The sequence below is a fragment of the Superficieibacter sp. HKU1 genome, assembly GCF_029319185.1.
Lineage (GTDB): Bacteria > Pseudomonadota > Gammaproteobacteria > Enterobacterales > Enterobacteriaceae > Superficieibacter.
In genome coordinates this window covers 1442620-1461294 of sequence record NZ_CP119754.1, presented here as the reverse complement: position 1 = coordinate 1461294, position 18675 = coordinate 1442620, and the positions used below count along the sequence as shown (strand labels likewise).

The 18675-nt window shown below is 54.4% G+C and carries 20 protein-coding genes; 15 read left to right on the top strand and 5 right to left on the bottom strand.

Translation table 11 applies throughout. From position 1 onward, the window contains the following. Positions 1–3: 3 nt before the first annotated feature. Positions 4–207 (bottom strand): MbtH family NRPS accessory protein, encoded by a 204-nt coding sequence (locus P0H77_RS07040; protein ID WP_276164190.1) that lies wholly within the window; start codon positions 205–207, stop codon positions 4–6. A gap of 12 nt (positions 208–219) precedes the next feature. After that, positions 220–1413, bottom strand: a complete 1194-nt coding sequence (gene fes / locus P0H77_RS07035; protein ID WP_276164189.1) for an enterochelin esterase — start codon at positions 1411–1413, stop codon at positions 220–222. A 250-nt stretch (positions 1414–1663) separates the two neighbouring features. On the opposite strand from fes, the gene P0H77_RS07030 reads away from it, so the two are divergent. The 11 genes from P0H77_RS07030 to P0H77_RS06980 all read left to right on the top strand — a co-directional run bounded on the left by P0H77_RS07030 (position 1664) and on the right by P0H77_RS06980 (position 12697). Further along, positions 1664–3913: a TonB-dependent siderophore receptor gene (locus tag P0H77_RS07030; protein WP_276164188.1), complete on the top strand. Its 2250-nt coding sequence runs from the start codon at positions 1664–1666 to the stop codon at positions 3911–3913. 44 nt (positions 3914–3957) lie between these two features. Beyond that, complete coding sequence (gene entD, locus P0H77_RS07025) at positions 3958–4602, top strand: enterobactin synthase subunit EntD (protein ID WP_276165066.1); 645 nt, start codon at positions 3958–3960, stop codon at positions 4600–4602. A 140-nt stretch (positions 4603–4742) separates the two neighbouring features. Then, the gene (locus tag P0H77_RS07020; RefSeq protein WP_276165065.1) at positions 4743–5678 is read left to right on the top strand and encodes a D-ribose ABC transporter substrate-binding protein; all 936 of its coding nucleotides are present in this window, start codon (positions 4743–4745) and stop codon (positions 5676–5678) included. 11 nt (positions 5679–5689) lie between these two features. After that, on the top strand, positions 5690–6298 hold the full coding sequence (locus tag P0H77_RS07015; RefSeq protein WP_276164187.1) for a DUF2291 family protein: 609 nt from the start codon (positions 5690–5692) through the stop codon (positions 6296–6298). Then, on the top strand, positions 6298–7824 hold the full coding sequence (locus tag P0H77_RS07010; protein ID WP_276164186.1) for a sugar ABC transporter ATP-binding protein: 1527 nt from the start codon (positions 6298–6300) through the stop codon (positions 7822–7824). Before P0H77_RS07015 ends, P0H77_RS07010 begins: the two co-directional genes overlap by 1 nt. Position 7825: 1 nt before the next feature. Further along, complete coding sequence (locus P0H77_RS07005; RefSeq protein WP_276164185.1) at positions 7826–8914, top strand: ABC transporter permease; 1089 nt, start codon at positions 7826–7828, stop codon at positions 8912–8914. Between the two features lie 263 nt (positions 8915–9177). Then, positions 9178–10518, top strand: a complete 1341-nt coding sequence (locus P0H77_RS07000; RefSeq protein WP_276164184.1) for an MATE family efflux transporter — start codon at positions 9178–9180, stop codon at positions 10516–10518. 103 nt (positions 10519–10621) lie between these two features. Beyond that, entirely contained in the window at positions 10622–11515 is an 894-nt protein-coding gene (locus P0H77_RS06995; RefSeq protein ID WP_276164183.1) for a hypothetical protein, read from the top strand. A gap of 267 nt (positions 11516–11782) precedes the next feature. After that, a complete protein-coding gene (gene ycgZ / locus P0H77_RS06990) occupies positions 11783–12022 on the top strand; it encodes a regulatory protein YcgZ (protein WP_194205391.1) in 240 nt (79 codons plus the stop codon). 67 nt (positions 12023–12089) lie between these two features. Further along, complete coding sequence (locus P0H77_RS06985; protein WP_276164182.1) at positions 12090–12332, top strand: hypothetical protein; 243 nt, start codon at positions 12090–12092, stop codon at positions 12330–12332. Positions 12333–12406: 74 nt separating this feature from the next. Beyond that, positions 12407–12697, top strand: a complete 291-nt coding sequence (locus P0H77_RS06980; RefSeq protein ID WP_276164181.1) for a biofilm development regulator YmgB/AriR family protein — start codon at positions 12407–12409, stop codon at positions 12695–12697. Positions 12698–12789: 92 nt separating this feature from the next. Here the strand turns inward: P0H77_RS06980 and P0H77_RS06975 are convergent, their stop codons facing one another. Beyond that, positions 12790–12993: a hypothetical protein gene (locus P0H77_RS06975; protein WP_276164180.1), complete on the bottom strand. Its 204-nt coding sequence runs from the start codon at positions 12991–12993 to the stop codon at positions 12790–12792. A 229-nt stretch (positions 12994–13222) separates the two neighbouring features. Between P0H77_RS06975 and P0H77_RS06970 the strand changes: the two genes are divergently transcribed. Beyond that, entirely contained in the window at positions 13223–13483 is a 261-nt protein-coding gene (locus P0H77_RS06970) for a hypothetical protein (RefSeq protein ID WP_276164179.1), read from the top strand. Positions 13484–13661: 178 nt separating this feature from the next. Here P0H77_RS06970 and P0H77_RS06965 read toward each other — a convergent pair whose 3' ends face one another. After that, positions 13662–14027: a hypothetical protein gene (locus tag P0H77_RS06965; protein ID WP_276164178.1), complete on the bottom strand. Its 366-nt coding sequence runs from the start codon at positions 14025–14027 to the stop codon at positions 13662–13664. 159 nt (positions 14028–14186) lie between these two features. Continuing rightward, on the bottom strand, positions 14187–15137 hold the full coding sequence (locus tag P0H77_RS06960; protein ID WP_276164177.1) for a sugar-binding transcriptional regulator: 951 nt from the start codon (positions 15135–15137) through the stop codon (positions 14187–14189). A gap of 306 nt (positions 15138–15443) precedes the next feature. On the opposite strand from P0H77_RS06960, the gene P0H77_RS06955 reads away from it, so the two are divergent. Genes P0H77_RS06955 through P0H77_RS06945 form a run of 3 tightly spaced genes read left to right on the top strand, consistent with a single transcriptional unit; the run spans position 15444 to position 18668 of the window. Further along, positions 15444–16274 (top strand): transketolase, encoded by an 831-nt coding sequence (locus P0H77_RS06955; protein WP_276164176.1) that lies wholly within the window; start codon positions 15444–15446, stop codon positions 16272–16274. Then, complete coding sequence (locus P0H77_RS06950; RefSeq protein WP_276164175.1) at positions 16267–17214, top strand: transketolase C-terminal domain-containing protein; 948 nt, start codon at positions 16267–16269, stop codon at positions 17212–17214. The genes P0H77_RS06955 and P0H77_RS06950 overlap by 8 nt, the downstream gene beginning before the upstream one ends. Positions 17215–17249: 35 nt before the next feature. After that, complete coding sequence (locus P0H77_RS06945; protein ID WP_276164174.1) at positions 17250–18668, top strand: L-fucose/L-arabinose isomerase family protein; 1419 nt, start codon at positions 17250–17252, stop codon at positions 18666–18668. Positions 18669–18675: the final 7 nt, after the last annotated feature.

The window sequence follows — 18675 nt, the reverse complement described above, 5'->3', positions numbered from 1 at the left end:
TCCTTAACGGGCAAATTGCGCAGGTTTTAATATGGTCCAGTGGGCAGCGAGCCAGTCATCACAGGCCTGCCGGGATTGCGGCTCGCAGATAACGTTCCAGCCGTCCGGCAATGCACAGTGCTGCGGCCAGAGGCTGAACTGCTGATGCACATTTTGCAGAAGATAAAATTGTCCCTGCGGATTATCGAAAGGATTACTGAATTGCATCGCCCACTCCCGTTATGACTGCGGCTGCAAAAGATAAATCAGGCCCGAGGTCAGCCCGCCGCGCCAGCACAGCGCATCGTGACCGCCTTCCACCTGTCGCCACTCTACCGGCTGTCCGGCCTGCTGAAGCTGTTCGCGCATCGCCTGGTTGGCGCGCAGAATAATCGGTTCACGCACGCCCGCTTCCAGTACCAGTCTCAGCCCGTTCGGCGTCAGATCGCCGCGCGCGATTTGCGCTTCAAGCTCGCCGGTGTGCTTACCGCCGCGATGCGGCCACCAGTACGATCCCGACTGGCTCAGCGCGCAGCCAAAGCGCTCCGGCCAGTGCAGCGCGGCGAATAATGACGACAGCCCGCCAAAACTCTGCCCGGCGACCACCGTTTTGTCGGCACGATCGCTGAACGGCGCGACGGTATTAACCTGCGGCAACAGTTCCTGCTGGACCGCCAGCCAGAAGTCAGGATTGCACGGCAGCTCGACGCTGCGATGCGCGGTATCAATGACGTCAATCAGCACGTAAACGGCGGCGGGAAGCTGGCCGTCATCGGTCAGCGCCGTTAACGCGGGCCAGACCGGCATACTTTCAGCCCAGAACTGGCCGTCCAGCAGGATAACCAGCGGGCGGTCGGTATTGTCCTCGCCGGGGGCGAATACCCACACCCGGCGCCTATTACCTAACCGTGCGCTGCGCCATTCCATCAATTGCGGAGCAGGCCATTGCTGCGCCGGGGCATTCCAGCCGGGCTGGACTGGCGCTTCAGGCATTTCCAGCGCAGAAACCGGATGCCCGCGACCGCCTCTCCAGCTCTGCTTATTCAGCGGATCGGCCACCGCGCGCGGCAACAATTTGCGCCACCCTTCACGCAGCGCCATCCGATCCGGCGCGCCGTCAATAAAGACGCCAGGCGAAAAATCGCCGTCGTGTTCAGAAGGAATAAAGCAGTAGCTGCCCCGCCAGTCGGGTGCGAGAAGCGTCTGCCACTGCCAGACGTCGGTGTCAGGGATGCGTTGCAGGGTCTGCGGGACAGCGTTCTGGTGATGATCGGTGACGCCAGTGATATAAATCCACACCCGTCGCACCAGGGATTGTGCTCCGCCGGGATCGCGCCAGCGGAATGTGACCCGATAGTTGTCCCCTTCGCGCGTAATGTGCGGACCCGTTTGGGTTTCCCACCAGGCATCGCTACCCGTAGATAAACTCACCACATTAATAACCCTATGTTTACCGGAGCGTTTTTTTTAATCGTTAAAATATATTGATAATATTATTGATAACTATTTGCATTTGCAATAGCGTATTGACGCGCCGTGGCAGCGCAAAATCCTAAAAACATGCTATGGGCTGAGCGATTCAGGGAAATGAACCGGTTATCAGCAACCAGGCAATGATAATGCCAGCACCTCGCCCACTGGGAAGGATGCAACGGGGATGCGGCAACGAAAAGCAGGACTTACAATGAATAACAAAATTCACTCCCTGGCCTTACTGGTCAATCTGGGAATTTACGGGGTAGCGCTTCCGCTGCACGCGGAGGAGACTGCCTCACAGCAGACTTCTTCCGACGGCGAAACGATGGTCGTTACCGCCGCACAGCAAAATCTTCAGGCTCCCGGCGTTTCCACTATTACCGCCGACGAGATCCGCAAAAATCCTCCCGCCCGCGATGTGTCTGAAATTATCCGCACCATGCCCGGCGTTAACCTGACCGGTAACTCCACCAGCGGCCAGCGCGGTAACAATCGCCAGATCGATATTCGCGGCATGGGACCGGAAAACACCCTGATCCTCATCGACGGTAAGCCGGTCACCAGCCGTAACTCGGTCCGTCTGGGCTGGCGCGGCGAGCGTGACACCCGCGGCGATACCGGCTGGGTACCGCCGGAGCTTATTGAGCGCATCGAAGTGATCCGCGGTCCGGCCGCCGCGCGCTACGGTAACGGCGCGGCGGGTGGCGTGGTGAACATCATCACTAAAAAAAGCAGCGGCGAATGGCACGGTTCGTGGGATACGTACCTCGACGCCCCGGAACATAAAGACGAAGGGTCCACCAAACGCACCAACTTTAACCTGACCGGCCCGCTGGGCGGCGACGTCAGCTTCCGTCTGTATGGCAACCTCGATAAAACGCAGGCCGACGCCTGGGATATTAACCAGGGCCACCAGTCCGAGCGTACCGGGATCTATGCCGATACGCTGCCTGCCGGACGCGAAGGCGTGGAGAACAAAGATATCAACGGCGTGCTGCGCTGGGACTTCGCACCGATGCAGTCGCTGGAGTTTGAATCTGGCTACAGCCGCCAGAATAACCTCTACGCGGGCGACACGCAGAACACAAATACCAATGCGCTGGTGAAGGAAAACTACGGCAAAGAGACCAACCGTCTTTATCGCCAGACGTATTCCGTCACCTGGAACGGCGGCTGGGATAACGGCATTACCACCAGCAACTGGGCGCAGTACGAGCATACCCGCAACTCGCGCACGCCTGAAGGTCTGGCGGGCGGCACGGAAGGGATTTTTGACCCGAATGCCTCGCAGAAGTTTGCCGATATCGATCTGGATGACGTGCTGTTACACAGTGAGGTCAACCTGCCGTTCGAGTTCCTGGTCAATCAGAACCTGACGCTGGGCAGCGAATGGAATCAGCAGCGGATGAAGGATATGACCTCGAACAGTCAGACCTTTATGGGCGGCGACATTCCGGGTTACGACAGCACCAACCGCAGTCCGTATTCGAAAGCAGAGATTTTCTCACTGTTCACCGAAGACAACATTGAACTGACCGACACCACCATGTTGACGCCGGGGCTGCGTTTCGACCATCACAGCATCGTCGGCAATAACTGGAGTCCGTCCCTGAACCTGTCGCAGGGTCTCGGCGATGACTTCACGCTGAAGATGGGGATTGCCCGCGCTTATAAAGCGCCAAGCCTTTATCAGACCAACCCGAACTACATTCTGTACAGTAAAGGCCAGGGCTGCTACGCCAGCGGTACTGGTGTCGGCTGTTACATGATGGGTAACGACGATCTGAAAGCGGAAACCAGCATCAACAAAGAGATTGGTCTGGAGTTCAAACGCGACGGCTGGCTGGCCGGACTGACCTGGTTCCGCAATGATTACCGCGACAAGATTGAAGCGGGCTACGCGCCGATTAGCCAGACCGGCACCGGTAAAGTCAAAACCGATATCTACCAGTGGGAAAATATCCCTAAAGCGGTGGTGGAAGGGCTGGAAGGGACGGTTAACGTGCCGGTCAGCGATACCGTGAACTGGACCAACAACATGACCTACATGTTGCAGAGTAAGAACAAAGAGACCGGCGAGCGCCTGTCGATCATTCCGGAATATACCGTCAACTCAACCCTGAGCTGGCAGGTACAGCAGGATTTCTCTGTGCAGTCCACCCTGACCTGGTACGGCAAACAGCAGCCGAAGAAGTATAACTACCAGGGCAAACCGGCGACCGGTTCAGAAACCAACGAAGTCAGTCCTTACAGCATCGTTGGCCTGAGCGCGACCTGGGACGCGACCAAAAACGTCAGTCTGACCGGCGGCGTGGATAACGTCTTTGATAAACGTCACTGGCGTGCCGGTAATGCCCAGACCACTGGCGGCACAACAGGTTATATGTACGGCGCGGGCGCTGAGACCTATAACGAGTCTGGCCGCACCTGGTATATGAGTGTGAATACGCACTTCTGACAGCAATCCCCTCTCCTGCCGGGAGAGGGGTTTACCCGCTGATGATGAAAACCGTTCATACCACGCTTTCCCTCTCCCCCCATCGCCTGCACCGGATTGATTTCGACCCGGCGACCTTTGGCGAGCACGATCTTCTCTGGCTACCCTACTGCGCGCAGCTCGCGCAGGCCGGGCGTAAACGTAAAGCTGAACATCTCGCCGGACGAATCGCCGCTATCCATGCCCTGGGTGAATATGATGAGAAAGGCGTGCCGGGCATTGGCGAAGCACGCCAGCCAATGTGGCCTGCCGGGATTTACGGCAGCATCAGCCACAGCGCGACGACGGCGCTGGCGGTAGTTTCTCGTCAGCCGGTGGGCGTGGATATAGAGACCCTTTTTACCAACCAGCTTAGCGATGAGCTTGCCGACAGCATCGTCGATAGCCGGGAACAGACGCTGCTACGCGCCGCTCCTCTCCCCTTCCCGCTGGCGTTAACCGTGGCCTTCTCCGCCAAAGAGAGCCTTTTTAAAGCCTGGTCTGCTCGTGCCGCGCCCCGGCCCGGTTTTCACAGCGCCAGGGTCATCGCCATCGGCCCGGACAGCCTGCATCTGCAACCCTCGGCGCATTTTTCACCGCGTCTGGCAGGCCAAACCTTTACCCTTCACTGGGCAAAAATTGCCCAGCAGATCGTCACCGTGACGCAATAATCCCCTCAGGATCGTGATCCTTTTCTCCTTTTAAGAAATTACCTGCGTAAACCGTAGACAGTTTGATTCAGGCGCTTTATCGTTAACTTGAATAATAAATCATTATTGAATAAATATTCAATGTGGAGAAAAAGATGAACATGACCTTTGCAAAATCCGTATTACTGGCTTCTACCCTCGCTGCCTCCGGCTCGCTGTTTGCGGCCGACGGCGGTTTGATCGCGATTATCACCCCCTCACACGACAACCCGTTCTTCAAAGCCGAAGCGGACGGTGCCGCCGCTAAAGCCAAAGAGCTGGGCTATACCACGCTGGTGGCGTCGCATGATGACGACGTGAATAAACAAAACCAGCTCATCGAAACCGCCATCGCCCGTAAAGCGAAGGCCATTATTCTTGATAACGCCGGCGCGGACGCCACCGTCGGTCCGCTGGAAAAAGCGAAAGCGGCGGGCGTACCGGCGTTCCTTATCGATCGTGAAATTAACAAAACCGGTATCGCCGTCGCGCAAATCGTCTCTAACAACTATCAGGGTGCGCAGTTAGGCGCGGAGAAATTTGCCAAATTGCTGAACGGCAAAGGCAAATACGTCGAACTGCTGGGCCGTCAGTCCGACACCAACGCGAAAGTGCGTTCGCAGGGCTATCACGACGTGCTGGATGATTATACCGACATGAAGATGGTCGCCCAGCAGACCGCGAACTGGAGCCAGACCGAAGCCTTCACCCGTATGGAAGCGATGCTGCAAACCAACCCGGATATCGTTGGCGTCATCTCCGGCAACGACACCATGGCGCTCGGCGCTGAAGCCGCGCTGAAAGCCGCCGGTAAGAAAGACGTTGTTGTTGTCGGCTTTGACGGCAGCGACTACACCCGTGATTCCATCATCAACAAAGGCAACATCAAAGCTACCGTCCTGCAACCCGGCTGGCAGCAGGCACAAATGGCCGTCGAACAGGCGGACTACTTCCTGAAAAACGGCAAAGCCCAGAAGGAAGAGAAACAATTGATGGACTGCGTGCTGATTGATGAAACCAACGCCAGCAAGCTGAATATGTTCAACCTCAGTAAGTAAGCGGAGGCGTTATGTCGTTAAAACAATGGGGTGCCGCGCTGTTGGGTTGTGCCACCCTGTTGCTGACGGCCTGCACGGTGGTGGATCTGGATGAGAACGGCAAGCCGATTATGCCTGCCGATCCCAATGCCAAAGCCAACTTTGACAATCAGACCCCACAGCAGATCGCGCAACAAACCTGGCAGGAACGCGTTATTGATGCGGCACATAAGAAGGCGCTCGACGCCACCGCGCTCTCGACGCAGTTAAAAACGCCGTCACCCGATGCTGAAAGCGTCTTCGTCCGCCTCACCAGTAAGGTGGAGCGCGTAGATCTCAGCAACGAGCGTGAACAGAAACTGATCGTGACCTTTAACGGTCAGCCGCTTGAAGTACAGACCGGCCCGGTAATGCGCGGCAACGCCATTCGCGACGCGACCGGTTTTAAATTTGAAGATTTTACTAACCAGGTACAGTTTGCTCAGCTGTCGCGCGCCTACAACCGGGAAGCGGTAAAAAGTCTGCCGAAGATCGACGATAGCTGGACGGGGAAAACCGCCACCGTGTTGATGGCTGTGACCCTCAACGGCGGCAAAGCGGAAAACGCGGCCGCGCTGGAGCTGAAACAGGAGGCACAATAATGAGCGACGTTCCTGTGGATGACATTATCCTGCGCACGCGCGGTATTTCGATGCTCTTTCCCGGCACCATCGCGCTGGACAACGTCGATTACAACGTCTGGCGCGGCAAGGTGAACGTGATTATCGGCGAGAACGGCGCGGGGAAATCCACGCTGATGAAAATTCTCGCCGGCGTGCAGCAGCCGAGCCTCGGTGAAATGTGGCTCAACGGTAAGCAGGTGCATTTTCCCAACACCCGCGCGGCCGCGGCGCACGGCATCGGCATGGTGCATCAGGAGCTCAATCTGTTTGAGAACCTTACCGTGGCGGAGAATATCTTTCTGGGCCGTGAGCTACAGAAAGGCATTACGCCGATTAACGAAGCCGGGCAGGAAAAACGCGCCGCCGAACTGCTTAAGCGCCTCGACCAGCCGATTTCTCCCCGCGAACTGGTAGGCAACCTGAAGGTCGGCCAGCAGCAGCTGATTGAGATCGCCAAAGCGCTGGCCGAGGATGCGGACATCCTGATCCTCGACGAACCCACCTCGGCGCTGAGTAAAACCGAAGTGGAGATCCTGTTCCGGGTGATCCGCGAGCTGACCCGCCAGGGGGTGTCGATTATCTATATCTCGCACCGCCTGGAAGAGCTGATGGCGATTGGCGACGTGATCACTATCCTGCGCGACGGCAAGTTTCAGTCCGAAGCGAAGGTAAGCGATATCGACGTGCCGTGGATCGTGCGTGAAATGCTCGGCAGCGATCCGGTGACCAACTTCCTGACGCCGGGCCGCACTTTTGGCGCACCGGTGCTGGAAGCGGAACATATCACCTGCGTCAATACCAGCGGCAATACGGTGGTCGATGACGTTTCCTTTAACGTCCACGCCGGGGAAATCGTCGGCATTTATGGGCTAATGGGCGCGGGTCGCACCGAACTGTTCGAATGCCTGCTCGGCACGCAACGCACGTATCTCGGCAAACTGTGGCTGGACAGCAAACCCGTACCGCAGCGGCTGACGCCCGCCGATCGCATCAAAATGGGGATGAGTCTGGTCCCGGAAGATCGCAAGCGCACCGGCATTTTTCCCGTTTCTTCCGTCGCCACCAACCTCACCATCGCCAGCCTGTGGCGACGGTTGCAGCGCGGTTTTGCCATCGCGCAGAAAGATGAGGAAAAAGTGGTCGCCAGCACCATCGGCAGCCTGTCGATTAAAGTCTCCTCGCCGGAGGTGGAGATCCAGGCGCTCAGCGGCGGTAATCAGCAAAAAGTGGTGATCGGACGTTCGCTGCTGACCAATCCGAAAATCCTGTTTCTTGACGAGCCGACGCGCGGTATTGACGTCGGGGCCAAGGCGGACGTGTTCCGCATGATGGTCCAGCTCTCTGAACAGGGCATTGCGGTGGTCTTCTCGACGTCAGATCTGAAAGAAATCATGGCGGTATCGGACCGCATTCTGGTGATGTCCGGCGGCAAACTGACCGCCGACATCGTGCGCGATCGGGCCGAAGAGTCGGCACTGGTAACGGCAAGTGCTCAGGGGTTCTAAGATGAAAACAACACAGTCTGTCGCATTAGCGCCGCGCGCCGGGGCGTCGCTGTCGCGGGAAAATATCCTGCTTATGCTGCTGAAGCTGCGCACCTTTATCGCGCTGTTTCTGATCGTCGGCTTTTTTACCATTACCGTGCCGGGCTTTCTCTCTGCGGGCAGCATGGTGATTATGATTAAGCATATCGCCATTAACGCCTTCCTGGCGCTGGGGATCACTTTTGTCATCATCACCGCCGGGATCGACCTGTCGATTGGGGCCACGCTTGGCCTGTGTGGAATGATTGCCGGATGGCTTATCACCAAAGGTATCGTGCTGCCAATGTTTGGCATCGCCATTTTCCCGAGCGTGTGGGTGATTGTGCCGATTGTACTGTTGACAGGCGCGCTGATTGGCGGGGTTAACGGCTGGATCATCACCCGCTACAACGTGGCCCCGTTTATCTGTACCCTCGGCACGATGTACGTGCTGCGCGGGGCGGCGATGCTCACCTCCGACGGCCAGACCTTCCCCGGCCTGTCGGGCAATCCGCAGCTAGGTAACACCGGTTTTGACGAGATTGGCGCAGGCTCGCTGCTCGGCATTCCGTGGGCCATCTGGATGATGATCGTGCTGGCGCTGATCATCGCCTACATTGCCCGTCGCCTGCCCTTTGGTCGTCATGTGTATGCTATTGGCGATAACGAACGCGCGGCGGAACTGTCCGGCGTGCGGGTGAAACAGATTAAAGTGCTGGTGTATATGCTCTCCGGGCTGTGTGCGGCCATCGCCGGGATCGTCGTCTCCGCGCAGCTGCTCGCCAGCCATCCGGCCAACGGCACCGCGTTTGAGATGAATGCCATCGCCGCCGTGGTGCTGGGCGGCACCTCGCTGGCGGGCGGACGCGGCACCATTCTCGGCACGCTGATCGGCGCGTTCGTTATCGGCTTCCTTGCCGACGGTCTGGTCATGATGGGCGTGAGTGAGTTCTGGCAGATGGTGATTAAAGGGATCGTGATTATCGTCGCGGTGATTATTGACCAGATGCAGAACCGCATGCAGCAAAAAGCCGCGGTGGTGGCGCAAAAGGCGGTGATTGAAACCAGGTAATTTTCGCGGCAGGCCGGATCAACCCCGCCTGCCGCCGTAATTAAATGATGGAGAATCGCGAGCGAGAGGATTATTATTGGCTTCTGATGGGTAGCAGGAGGCAATGATGCAACGCAGGACGCCAATAACATTCATGTTAATTATCCCTCAGCAGAAATTATTGCATATTTAAATAATAAAAAGCGGTTCGTCGCATGTGACGAACCGCTTTTTGTATGGCAGTACGGACAACTTTTGTAAAAGAATAAGTAACAAGGATAGTTATGTCAGGGACAGAGAATAAATTACAACTCGGTTTATATACGCTCGCGTGGCCAATTTTTATTGAGCAATTGCTTCGTCTGCTGATGAACTACGTCAGCGTCTTTATGCTCGGCCATTATTCAGATGAAGCCGTGGCGGCAACCGGCGTTGCCAGCCAGATCCTGACGCTCTCCGTTATCTTTTATGGTTTTCTCACCGTTGGTGTGCAAATTGTCATTGCGCAGTTACTGGGCGCGAAGAAAAAACATCTGGTGAAAAAAGTGATCACTAACGGGCTGGTGGTGGCATTTATTATTGGTATCGCCATGAGCGGCATTTTTATTCTGTTGGGTGATACCTTCCTGCGCTGGCTCGGCCTGAGTGAACAACTGGTAACCGTCGGCTCGCCGTTCATTAAAATTATTGGCGGCAGCTCGGTTATTATCGCGATTTATTCCTCCCTGTTACCGATCCTGCGCACGCATGGCTATGTGCGCCAGGCGATGATTGTCCCGATTACCGTCGGCATTATTAACGTCATTTTTAACTACTTATTTTTATACGGGCAGCTCAGCTACCTTAATTTGGGCGTCACCGGCGTCGGGATTGCCACCAGCGTTGCCAATATGGCAGGAATGGCGATCGCGGTCTGGATGATAAAAAAATACATTGGCTACCGCTTCCGCTGGCAAAAACTGAAGCACTGTTCGACGAAAATGCTCGGTTCGATACTCCGTTATGGCCTGCCCTCTGCGGGCGAAAACCTCTCCTACGCTGGCTCACAACTGGTGGTCACGGCGATTATTGCTTACCTGGGAACGGAGGCGCTGACCACCAAAGTATACGCCTCAAGCATCAGTCAGTTTGTAGCGATGTTCGCTATCGCCATCGGCCAGGCATCGCAAATTATTATTGGACGCGCGACGGGAGCCGGTGAAATTGAACGCGCCTATCGTCAGGGCATCCGAAGCTGGAAAACAGGTCTGGCCATTGCCTTTCTGATTAGCGTCATCATTTATCTTTTCGCACAGCCAATCATGCAATGGTTTACGCCAAACCACGACATCATTGCGATGACCAAACAACTTTTCCTGCTCGCGATACTGCTTGAAATGGGCCGCGCCACCAATATCATTGTGATCAGCAGCCTTAATTCCACGGGCGATGTCCGGTTTCCCTTTATCTGCGGCATTATTGTGATGTGGATTGTCAGCCTGCCTTTCTCTTATTTGCTGGGTATTTCCTTCAGGCTCGGTCTGGTCGGCGTATGGCTGGCCTATATCATTGATGAAGGGGTGCGTGCGCTACTGATGTACCGTCGCTGGCGCAGCCGGGTCTGGACAACAAAAGCATTGTTTTGATGAGAATATATTTTTATTGCTCCCTGCAATAAACATGGTGTTTCGCTCATCAACGATTATGATAAGTTGTTTGAATAAGATATCGCAAAAAAGGATGATATTAATGAAATGGGCAGTCAAAGTAGGGTTATCGGGTGCAATTATCCTCTCCATCGCCGCGTGTGATAGTCTGGATCCCACCAGCACTAAAGGGGAATTTCATTACAGTAATCCCACTAATAACACCATGACCTTTAAGGTTGATGATAAGGATTACAAAGTGGAACCCGGCGCAACCGGACAGCTGAGCCTGTCACCCGGTATGCACAGCATGGTGAACGCCAGGGGTGAAAAAAGTCAGTTTATGGTATTTGATAATAATACCGGCGGGATTATTAACCCGGATCGTCAGATGTACTACATGTTGTCTGAGGTTTATGCCGTTAAAGGACATGAACAGCGTTTCAGACCCGCCGAGTACAACGTCACCATCAACGGCCATAATCTCAAAATGCCGTTACTCAGTGCCAATGCCACTATTATTGACCACACTTTTTTTGCCTGTAAATATCAGTTAGGGGAACCTTTCCCTGATAACATTACGACGCTTGATAAAAATACCGAAGGCAACATCTTTAACAAGTGCTTTGATAAAACAGAACTGCTGACCTATTTCGAAAAAGAGTATAACCAAAAGCTGACGCCAGCCGCTGACAATGGCGAGGCCAAAGATTCGGTCAACACGGTCTTTGATTACCGTATTCCGGAGCCAAAATTTAAGGATCCGGGCACGCAAAAGCAGGCGGAGAAAATAGTCGCACTGTTGAAACAGATCAACGAGTCTACCGATCCGGGTATTCATGAGGACATCAAAAAAGAGCTTTTCCAGGCCACCAGCGATCTGGTCTCGGCTGATGTCAACGTGGCGTCGAAAAATACGGTTGAAGAGAATAAATATTACAACGCCTTTGTAGAGCAAACGGGCAGGTTCAGAGGCTACGGTATTCTGCCTAAGTAAGTCGTTTCAGCCCGCGATAAGCGATTAACGCGGGCAACCTCCCTGAACGTCCCTCCGCACATCCCCGGCCTGATAAAGCCTGTTCTGCAGCAGCCACCCACCATCTTGTACAACTTTACATTTATACAACCCACTGTTTTATAGTGACTTTTATAATTAAGCCGTCAAATGATGGCGTTTGACAAGAAAAAACCTGTACAAGTTTAAAGTTTTTGTATAACTTTATTTAACACCACCACCAACATTAAACATACAATAAGGCTAAATATGCAACAGATTATGCCATCCCACGCAATATCAAGCCACCTTACTGCCTTGCTCGGTCAGGCAACGCTGCCTTCTCAGCAACAGACGCTCGGCGCTATCGTTGTGGAGGTTTTAAAATCAGGCAGGACGCTGAACCGTAAAGCCCTTTGTCTGCGTCTGCTGGCGCGTATGGACCAGTCGTCGTCCAGCGAAGAGAAACAGCATTATCAGGACCTGTTAGGATTGCTTTTCCGGAACTAGACCGCCTTCCGGCAGCAAGGAAGCGGTATTGTTGCCAGGAGGTTAATCATTATCCTGAAGAGTAGAGATGAAAGAGAATAACACCCATAACCTGCCCCATGTCGTTATCGGGGACATCGTGATGGAATTGCTGGATGAAACGCGTTCCGTCACTCCGGAGATCGTGCTGCAGAAGCTGGAAACCGCACTGGATGCAAGTAAAGATAGCCGGCATTCACATGCACTGAATGATGCCATGACCCAGGTAAAAGCAAAGTTAGTCCCTGCGGAGCAGATTGTTCCTGACGAAAGTAATCTGGCCGGCAGCTGAGTCGTCAGCTGCTGAAAATCTGAGGTTACGTCAATACAATCTGTCGGCTTAAATTAATCACTGAAGGAAAGAGTATGCGCCAGACAACGAATCAACCCGCCTTTCATGCGTGGTTTCTCGACAACGGAGATATGTATGCCGCCGAGCAGCATGTCCTTGATGGGATCGTTAAGCAATTGCTGATCAATAACGTCACGCTGACTAACAAGGCCATCATACTTTGTCTGATTAGCGAGCTTGAAAAATGCTCTGACGTGGTACAACTGGATATTCTGCGCAGCTGCCTTGAGATTGTTGTCGGTCGCAAAACCGAAGATGAAGATTACTTTTTTCCTCGTTCAGCCAGCGCGCGGCAGACACACTGATTCGAGCAGATCCTGCCATTGCTGACAGCATGTCTGCTCGTAGTGAAAATAACCATCGCATTGTGGGTAGAAAACCTGTTGTGCCAGATGCGTTAATGCATTTTACGAGCAAGCATTTCAATCAACAGCTTGCAGTTTTCACGTCTGGACTGATTCTCCGTCATCTCCATCACGTTGTGTAGCGACTCGATAATGTCGTGGACCGTAATTACTCTGGCAGGCGCCAGCATGTCAACGACAACTTGTCCGATAAGTTCACTTAAATCAAATCCCTTTCCGGTGTGATCTTTTGTCAAAGCCCCTCCGACTGTTGGATATATATACAGCATAACACCTCACGCGCGCTAAGCGAAACTTCTGGCGACCATTTTGTGCTTTAACGCTCTCCACGCCGACGCATTTTATTGATTAATCCGAATATCCCTTTTATTTGCCTCACTGGCCTTAATTTTGCGTCTAATCCGTAGCAAGGGTCTACAGTGTGTAGTGAGGTTGTCATCCACTCGTACCAAAGGAGGTTTTATAGTGTTATTTCCAGAAGACGAGATAGGCCACGTCATTATTGGCGAAGCGGCACTTAGCCTGGCGCTCAGTGAAAAAGAGATTAGCGTTTTTTCTCTTATCGATGAGCTTAGCTACATGGCCAAAGAGGAAGCCAGCGACGAACGACTTGTTGAAATCCATGAGGCCAGAAGTTGGTTGAAAACGATGAATACACCGGAAATTGCTGCTCAGCATGTGCCGTACCTGCATACACTGGCAGGCCTGAACGAAGAAAAGAACTAACGCCAATGGACGTAGTCCGGCTCCGGCCGGAAGACGACAGCGAGAGATGACCTCATCGGTCGCGCGCAAGCGTGTACCGGCCGGAGAAACTGTCAGGGATGACTTTACCGCTAACGCGTTATTATGAATTGCAGGGAGCAATGTTAATGCTGTGTACAGAAACGGGGTGGTACGGTATTTAGTTAGGGCATAAACCGCTGGGTTTTTTAAGCGGCCCGCATTCATCAAAGCCATAAACCTGGTAGCCTTTACTTTCCATGCATCTGAAAATCCTTTGGTTCCTGTCGACAACTTCTTTCAGAGTTTCATTCCCATGCTGAATGTTTAATCCCCAGTTTTTATCGTCAAGGTTTTCGCTTCGATCAACGCCACAGCTGTAGAGCGCCTCCTTGCGTTCGCGAATGTTTGTCTGACCTGTCGAATCCACCTTTTGAAACACCTGTATCCAGGGGACGTAGCGATAATTGGACGAGTCCATATCCGCGACTACACATCCGGTTAAATTCAGGATCCCCGACAGTAAAAGAAGCGTTTGTAAGCGCATTGGTATCCCCGTTAAGAAGTGAAAAGATACAATCAGAGTGATCTATTACGGTCGTTTTCATTCTGAGACAGATCACTGTATGACGCCCCTCTTTGATACGCTCATCATTGATCTGTCTCGCACAGCAAAAACGGCCTTCCTGTTGAGCGGTCTCCCTTTCTAGCTTTTCACCAGACTGCGCGCCGTCGGGTAATCCGTAATCAACACATCAATATAATTGCCCTGCAACGCCCCACGAATGGCATTCCTTTTTTCCGGTCCGCCTGCCAGCGCAATCACCTGCGGACAGGCGCGGATCTGCGAGAGCTCCATACCAATTACCGGATCTTCCTCAGGGCTCAGTACCGGATTACCCGCGGCATCGTAGTAATGCAGACAGATATCCCCTACCGCACCGCGTTCAGAGAGCAGTGTCAGCATCTGTTCGTTGTAATAGTTACCGGAGTTTTTTAACAGCTGGGAAGGCTCCAGCTCGCCGATGCCGACAATGGCCACGTCCACCTGGGCAAATTTTTCCACTACCGCGGCGACGTCCGGGCTGCTGACCAGCCGGGTGCGCTCCTCAACCGAGTGTTCGATGCTCTGTGACGGCAGCAGCCAGGCCGGGCACCCCAGATGCGCGGCTAATTGTTGGGTCAGGATCGTCGCCTGCACGTTACCGTTCGGGCCGACGCCGCCCAGGAGCTGGATCACTCCGGCCGCACGGATATTTTGCGGATGCATCTCATCTACCATGCAGCGGATGGTGCTGCTCCAGGAGGAGATGCCCACCAGGTCTTCCGGGCGCAGGCGCGTTTCGACGTAGTGCGCCGCTGCGCTGCCAATGGCATGTTTGATCTGCGCGTTTCCGGGTGTATCACCGGTATCCACTACAATCGCCTGGCGAATGCCGTACTGCTCCTCGATGGCTTTTTCCAGCGAGACAAAAATATTGGTCGGCTGCACGACGGTGATTTTCACCAGCCCTTCTTTCTGACAGCGCGTTAACGCCCGCGAGACAAAAGACTGGGAAAGGTGAAGCAGCGAGGCTATCTCGGACTGTTTTTTATTTTCGCTGTAATACAGCGTGGCGATCTTCACCAGCAAGCGCTGCTCATCCTGCTTAGACATAGTGTTCCCCTTGATTTAATGCCTGTTATTTTTATGCATTGTTGAATATTTAACAAGCCAGCCGCCGTCTGCACGCGCGATCATTTGTGATCGTACTCGCTTTTCTGCAAAGCAACGCGGCTGTTGTCGTAGACAAAGCGTTCAACAAGGCATATCTTTAGCACATGAATAATAAATCAGTAGTGAATATATATTCCGAACAATAAAAAAAGCGCTGTAGCCTGAGCGGTTCCGCTGCGTTCGGAGTTCATTTTTACCCTGCTGGAATATTTATTCATAGCAGATTATACATTCAAGAGGTGCTTTATGAATCCGTTTTCGCTCTCCGTCGAGGAGCTTGAGAAAAAAGCGCGTGCCGTCCGTCGTCGCATTATTGTCCTCAATGCGGAAAGTCCGGCAGGGGGCCATACCGGGGCTGATTTGTCACAGGTTGAACTGCTGACCGCCCTCTATTTTCGCATCCTGAACTGCTCGCCCGCGCTGCAGGAGAGCGACGAGCGCGATATTTATATCCAGTCCAAAGGGCATGCCGTCGGCGGCTATTACTGCGTGCTCGCCGAAGCCGGATTCATTCCGGTCGAATGGCTTTCCACCTATCAACATGCAGACTCGCACCTGCCCGGCCATCCGGTGAAACACAAAACGCCGGGTATTGAACTCAATACTGGCGCGCTGGGGCACGGCCTGCCTGTGGCAGTGGGTATCGCTCTTGCCGCGAAACGCAGCAACAGCAAGCGTCGCGTTTTCGCCATTACCGGCGACGGTGAACTGGCGGAAGGCAGCAACTGGGAAGCGGCGCTGGTGGCAGCGCACTACCAGCTCGATAACCTGATCATCATTAACGACAAAAACAACCTGCAGCTGGCGGGATCGACGAAAGAGATCATGAACACCGATCCGCTGGATGAAAAATGGCGCGCGTTTGGCATGGAGGTTACTGAATGTCGCGGCAACGACATGGCTGACGTGGTCGCTACCCTGGAAGGGTTACAGCCCAACGGTAAACCGCATGTGGTGATTGCCAACACCACCAAAGGCGCGGGGATCTCCTTTATTCAGGGACGCCCTGAATGGCACCACCGGGTACCGAAAGGGGAAGAGATTGAACTGGCGCTGGAGGAACTGAACGATGAGTAATAGCGAACATCTCGCCACGGTGATGGTGAATGCCTTTATTGATGCGGTCGATCGCGGTGTGGATCTGGTGCCGGTGGTGGCAGACTCCACTTCCACCGCCAAAATCTCGCCGTTTATTAAAAAATTCCCCGACCGCCTGGTTAACGTGGGGATTGCAGAACAAACGCTGGTTGGCGCTGCGGCCGGGCTGGCCATCGGCGGTAAAATTGCCGTCACCTGTAACGCCGCGCCGTTTTTGATTTCCCGCGCCAACGAGCAGATCAAAGTCGATATTTGCTACAACAACACTAACGTCAAGCTGTTCGGCCTGAACGCTGGCGCAAGCTACGGCCCGCTGGCCAGTACTCATCACAGTATTGACGATATCTCCGTCCTGCGCGGTTTCGGCAATATTGAAATCTATGCCCCTTCCAGCCCGCTGGAGTGCCGGCAGATTATTGATTACGCGCTGGAACATATTGGCCCGGTTTATATCCGCCTGGACGGTAAAGCCCTGCCGGAACTGCATGACGACAACTATCGCTTCGCGCCAGGCAATATTGACGTGCTGCGCAAAGGTACGGATGTCGCGCTGGTGGCGATGGGTTCGACGGTGCATGAAATTGTCGATGCCGCCACACAACTGGCGCAAGCGGGTATTGAGGCCAGCGTGATCGGTGTACCTTCTATTCGTCCGTGTAATACCACCCAGCTTCTTGAGCTGCTGAAGCAGCACAAGGCGGTGGTCAGCGTGGAAGAACATAACGTCAACGGCGGCGTGGGCAGCCTGGTGGCGGAAGTGCTGGCGGAAGCAGGCTGCGGCATTCCCCTGCGCCGACTCGGTATTCCCGATGGTCAGTACGCTATTGCCGCTGACCGCGCCTCCACCCGCGCACGACATGAAATTGACGCGGCAGGCGTAGTGAAAAACGCAACCGCGCTCTGTCAGGCACAACAATAACAATAATTACGCTGAACCTTACTGGAGATTATGCAATGTCCCGAATCCCGCAACAATTAACCATGGCGGTCATTATTGGCAACCGGGGATTTTTCCCCAGCTACCTGGTGGCTGAGGCGCGTGAACAGGCGGTGGCGCTTTTTGCCCGCCTCGGCATTAACACCATCATGGTGGATGAAACGCAGACCGAACTCGGCGGCGTGGAAACGCGTCAGGATGCGAAAGTTTGCGCGGAGCTGTTTCGCGCCCATCGCGATGAGATCCACGGCGTCGTGGTGCTGCTGCCGAACTTTGGCGATGAAAAAGCGGTCGCCGAAACGCTGCGGCTGTCCGGTCTGAACGTGCCGGTGCTGGTCCAGGCACAGGAAGACAACCTCGATAAAATGGGGCTTGCCACCCGCCGCGACAGCTTCTGCGGTAAAATCTCACTGTGTAATAACCTGCGCCAGTACGGCATTCCTTTCACCCTGACCACTCAGCACGTTTGCGCGCTGGATGGCGAGGTTTTCGCGCAGGATCTGAAGCGGTTTGAGCAGATTTGCCGCGTGGTGAGCAGCATGCGCGGCGTGCGCGTTGGTGCCATCGGCGCTCGCCCGGCGGGCTTTAACACCGTGCGCTACAGTGAAAAACTGCTTGAGCGACTCGGTATCGCGGTTGAAACCCTTGACCTCTCCGAAGTCTTTACCCGCATTAAACTGCTGCGCGACGACGATATTCGCGTGGATGAAAAGCGCCGCCTGCTGATCGACAACGCCGACGCCAGCGGCATTCCGGCGGACAAGCTGGTAACCATGGCGAAACTGTTTGTGGTGATCAGCGAATGGGTGATTGCCAACGATATCGATACCACCGCCATCCAGTGCTGGACCTCTCTCCAGGAGAACCTCGGGATCAACGTGTGCTCCATTATGAGCGTGATGTCGGGCCAACTGATGCCCAGCGCCTGCGAAGTGGACGTGATGGGCGCGCTGTCGATGTACGCGCTGGCAAGCAGCAATATGAGTCCGGCCTCCATCGCCGACTGGAACAATAATTTCGGCGACGATCACAACAAATGCGTGCTGTTCCACTGCGGTAACTTTGCCGCGGCCAGCCTCGATAACCCGCATATGGGCACGGCGGATATCATCGGTACCACCGTCGGCAAAGAAAATACCTGCGGCGCGGTCCATGGGCGTCTGCGCAGCGGCGATCTGACCTATTTCCGTCTCAGCACCGACGACCTGACCGGGGAAATTAAAGCCTACGTCGGCGCGGGTAAATCAGTAGACGATCCGCTGGATACGGTGGGTTGCCGTGCGGTAATTGAAGTGCCGCACCTGGAAAACCTGCTGAACTGGATCTGCCGCAACGGCTTTGAGCATCATGTGGCGATGAACCACTCCGCCAGCGCCGACGTGTTACACGAAGCCTTTACGCGCTATCTCGGCGTCAGCACCTATCTTCACCAGTAAGGACGGC

Coding starts and splice junctions, on each gene's coding strand:
- P0H77_RS06985 (WP_276164182.1), top strand. CDS start 12,090: ATGAAAGAGAATAACACCCATAACCTGCCCCATGTCGTTATCGGGGAC.
- P0H77_RS07020 (WP_276165065.1), top strand. CDS start 4,743: ATGACCTTTGCAAAATCCGTATTACTGGCTTCTACCCTCGCTGCCTCC.
- P0H77_RS06955 (WP_276164176.1), top strand. CDS start 15,444: ATGAATCCGTTTTCGCTCTCCGTCGAGGAGCTTGAGAAAAAAGCGCGT.
- ycgZ (WP_194205391.1), top strand. CDS start 11,783: ATGCAACAGATTATGCCATCCCACGCAATATCAAGCCACCTTACTGCC.
- P0H77_RS07000 (WP_276164184.1), top strand. CDS start 9,178: ATGTCAGGGACAGAGAATAAATTACAACTCGGTTTATATACGCTCGCG.
- entD (WP_276165066.1), top strand. CDS start 3,958: ATGAAAACCGTTCATACCACGCTTTCCCTCTCCCCCCATCGCCTGCAC.
- P0H77_RS06965 (WP_276164178.1), bottom strand. CDS start 14,027: ATGCGCTTACAAACGCTTCTTTTACTGTCGGGGATCCTGAATTTAACC.
- P0H77_RS07030 (WP_276164188.1), top strand. CDS start 1,664: ATGAATAACAAAATTCACTCCCTGGCCTTACTGGTCAATCTGGGAATT.
- P0H77_RS06950 (WP_276164175.1), top strand. CDS start 16,267: ATGAGTAATAGCGAACATCTCGCCACGGTGATGGTGAATGCCTTTATT.
- P0H77_RS06945 (WP_276164174.1), top strand. CDS start 17,250: ATGTCCCGAATCCCGCAACAATTAACCATGGCGGTCATTATTGGCAAC.
- P0H77_RS07010 (WP_276164186.1), top strand. CDS start 6,298: ATGAGCGACGTTCCTGTGGATGACATTATCCTGCGCACGCGCGGTATT.
- P0H77_RS07040 (WP_276164190.1), bottom strand. CDS start 207: ATGCAATTCAGTAATCCTTTCGATAATCCGCAGGGACAATTTTATCTT.
- P0H77_RS06995 (WP_276164183.1), top strand. CDS start 10,622: ATGAAATGGGCAGTCAAAGTAGGGTTATCGGGTGCAATTATCCTCTCC.
- P0H77_RS06960 (WP_276164177.1), bottom strand. CDS start 15,137: ATGTCTAAGCAGGATGAGCAGCGCTTGCTGGTGAAGATCGCCACGCTG.
- P0H77_RS06980 (WP_276164181.1), top strand. CDS start 12,407: ATGCGCCAGACAACGAATCAACCCGCCTTTCATGCGTGGTTTCTCGAC.
- P0H77_RS07015 (WP_276164187.1), top strand. CDS start 5,690: ATGTCGTTAAAACAATGGGGTGCCGCGCTGTTGGGTTGTGCCACCCTG.
- P0H77_RS07005 (WP_276164185.1), top strand. CDS start 7,826: ATGAAAACAACACAGTCTGTCGCATTAGCGCCGCGCGCCGGGGCGTCG.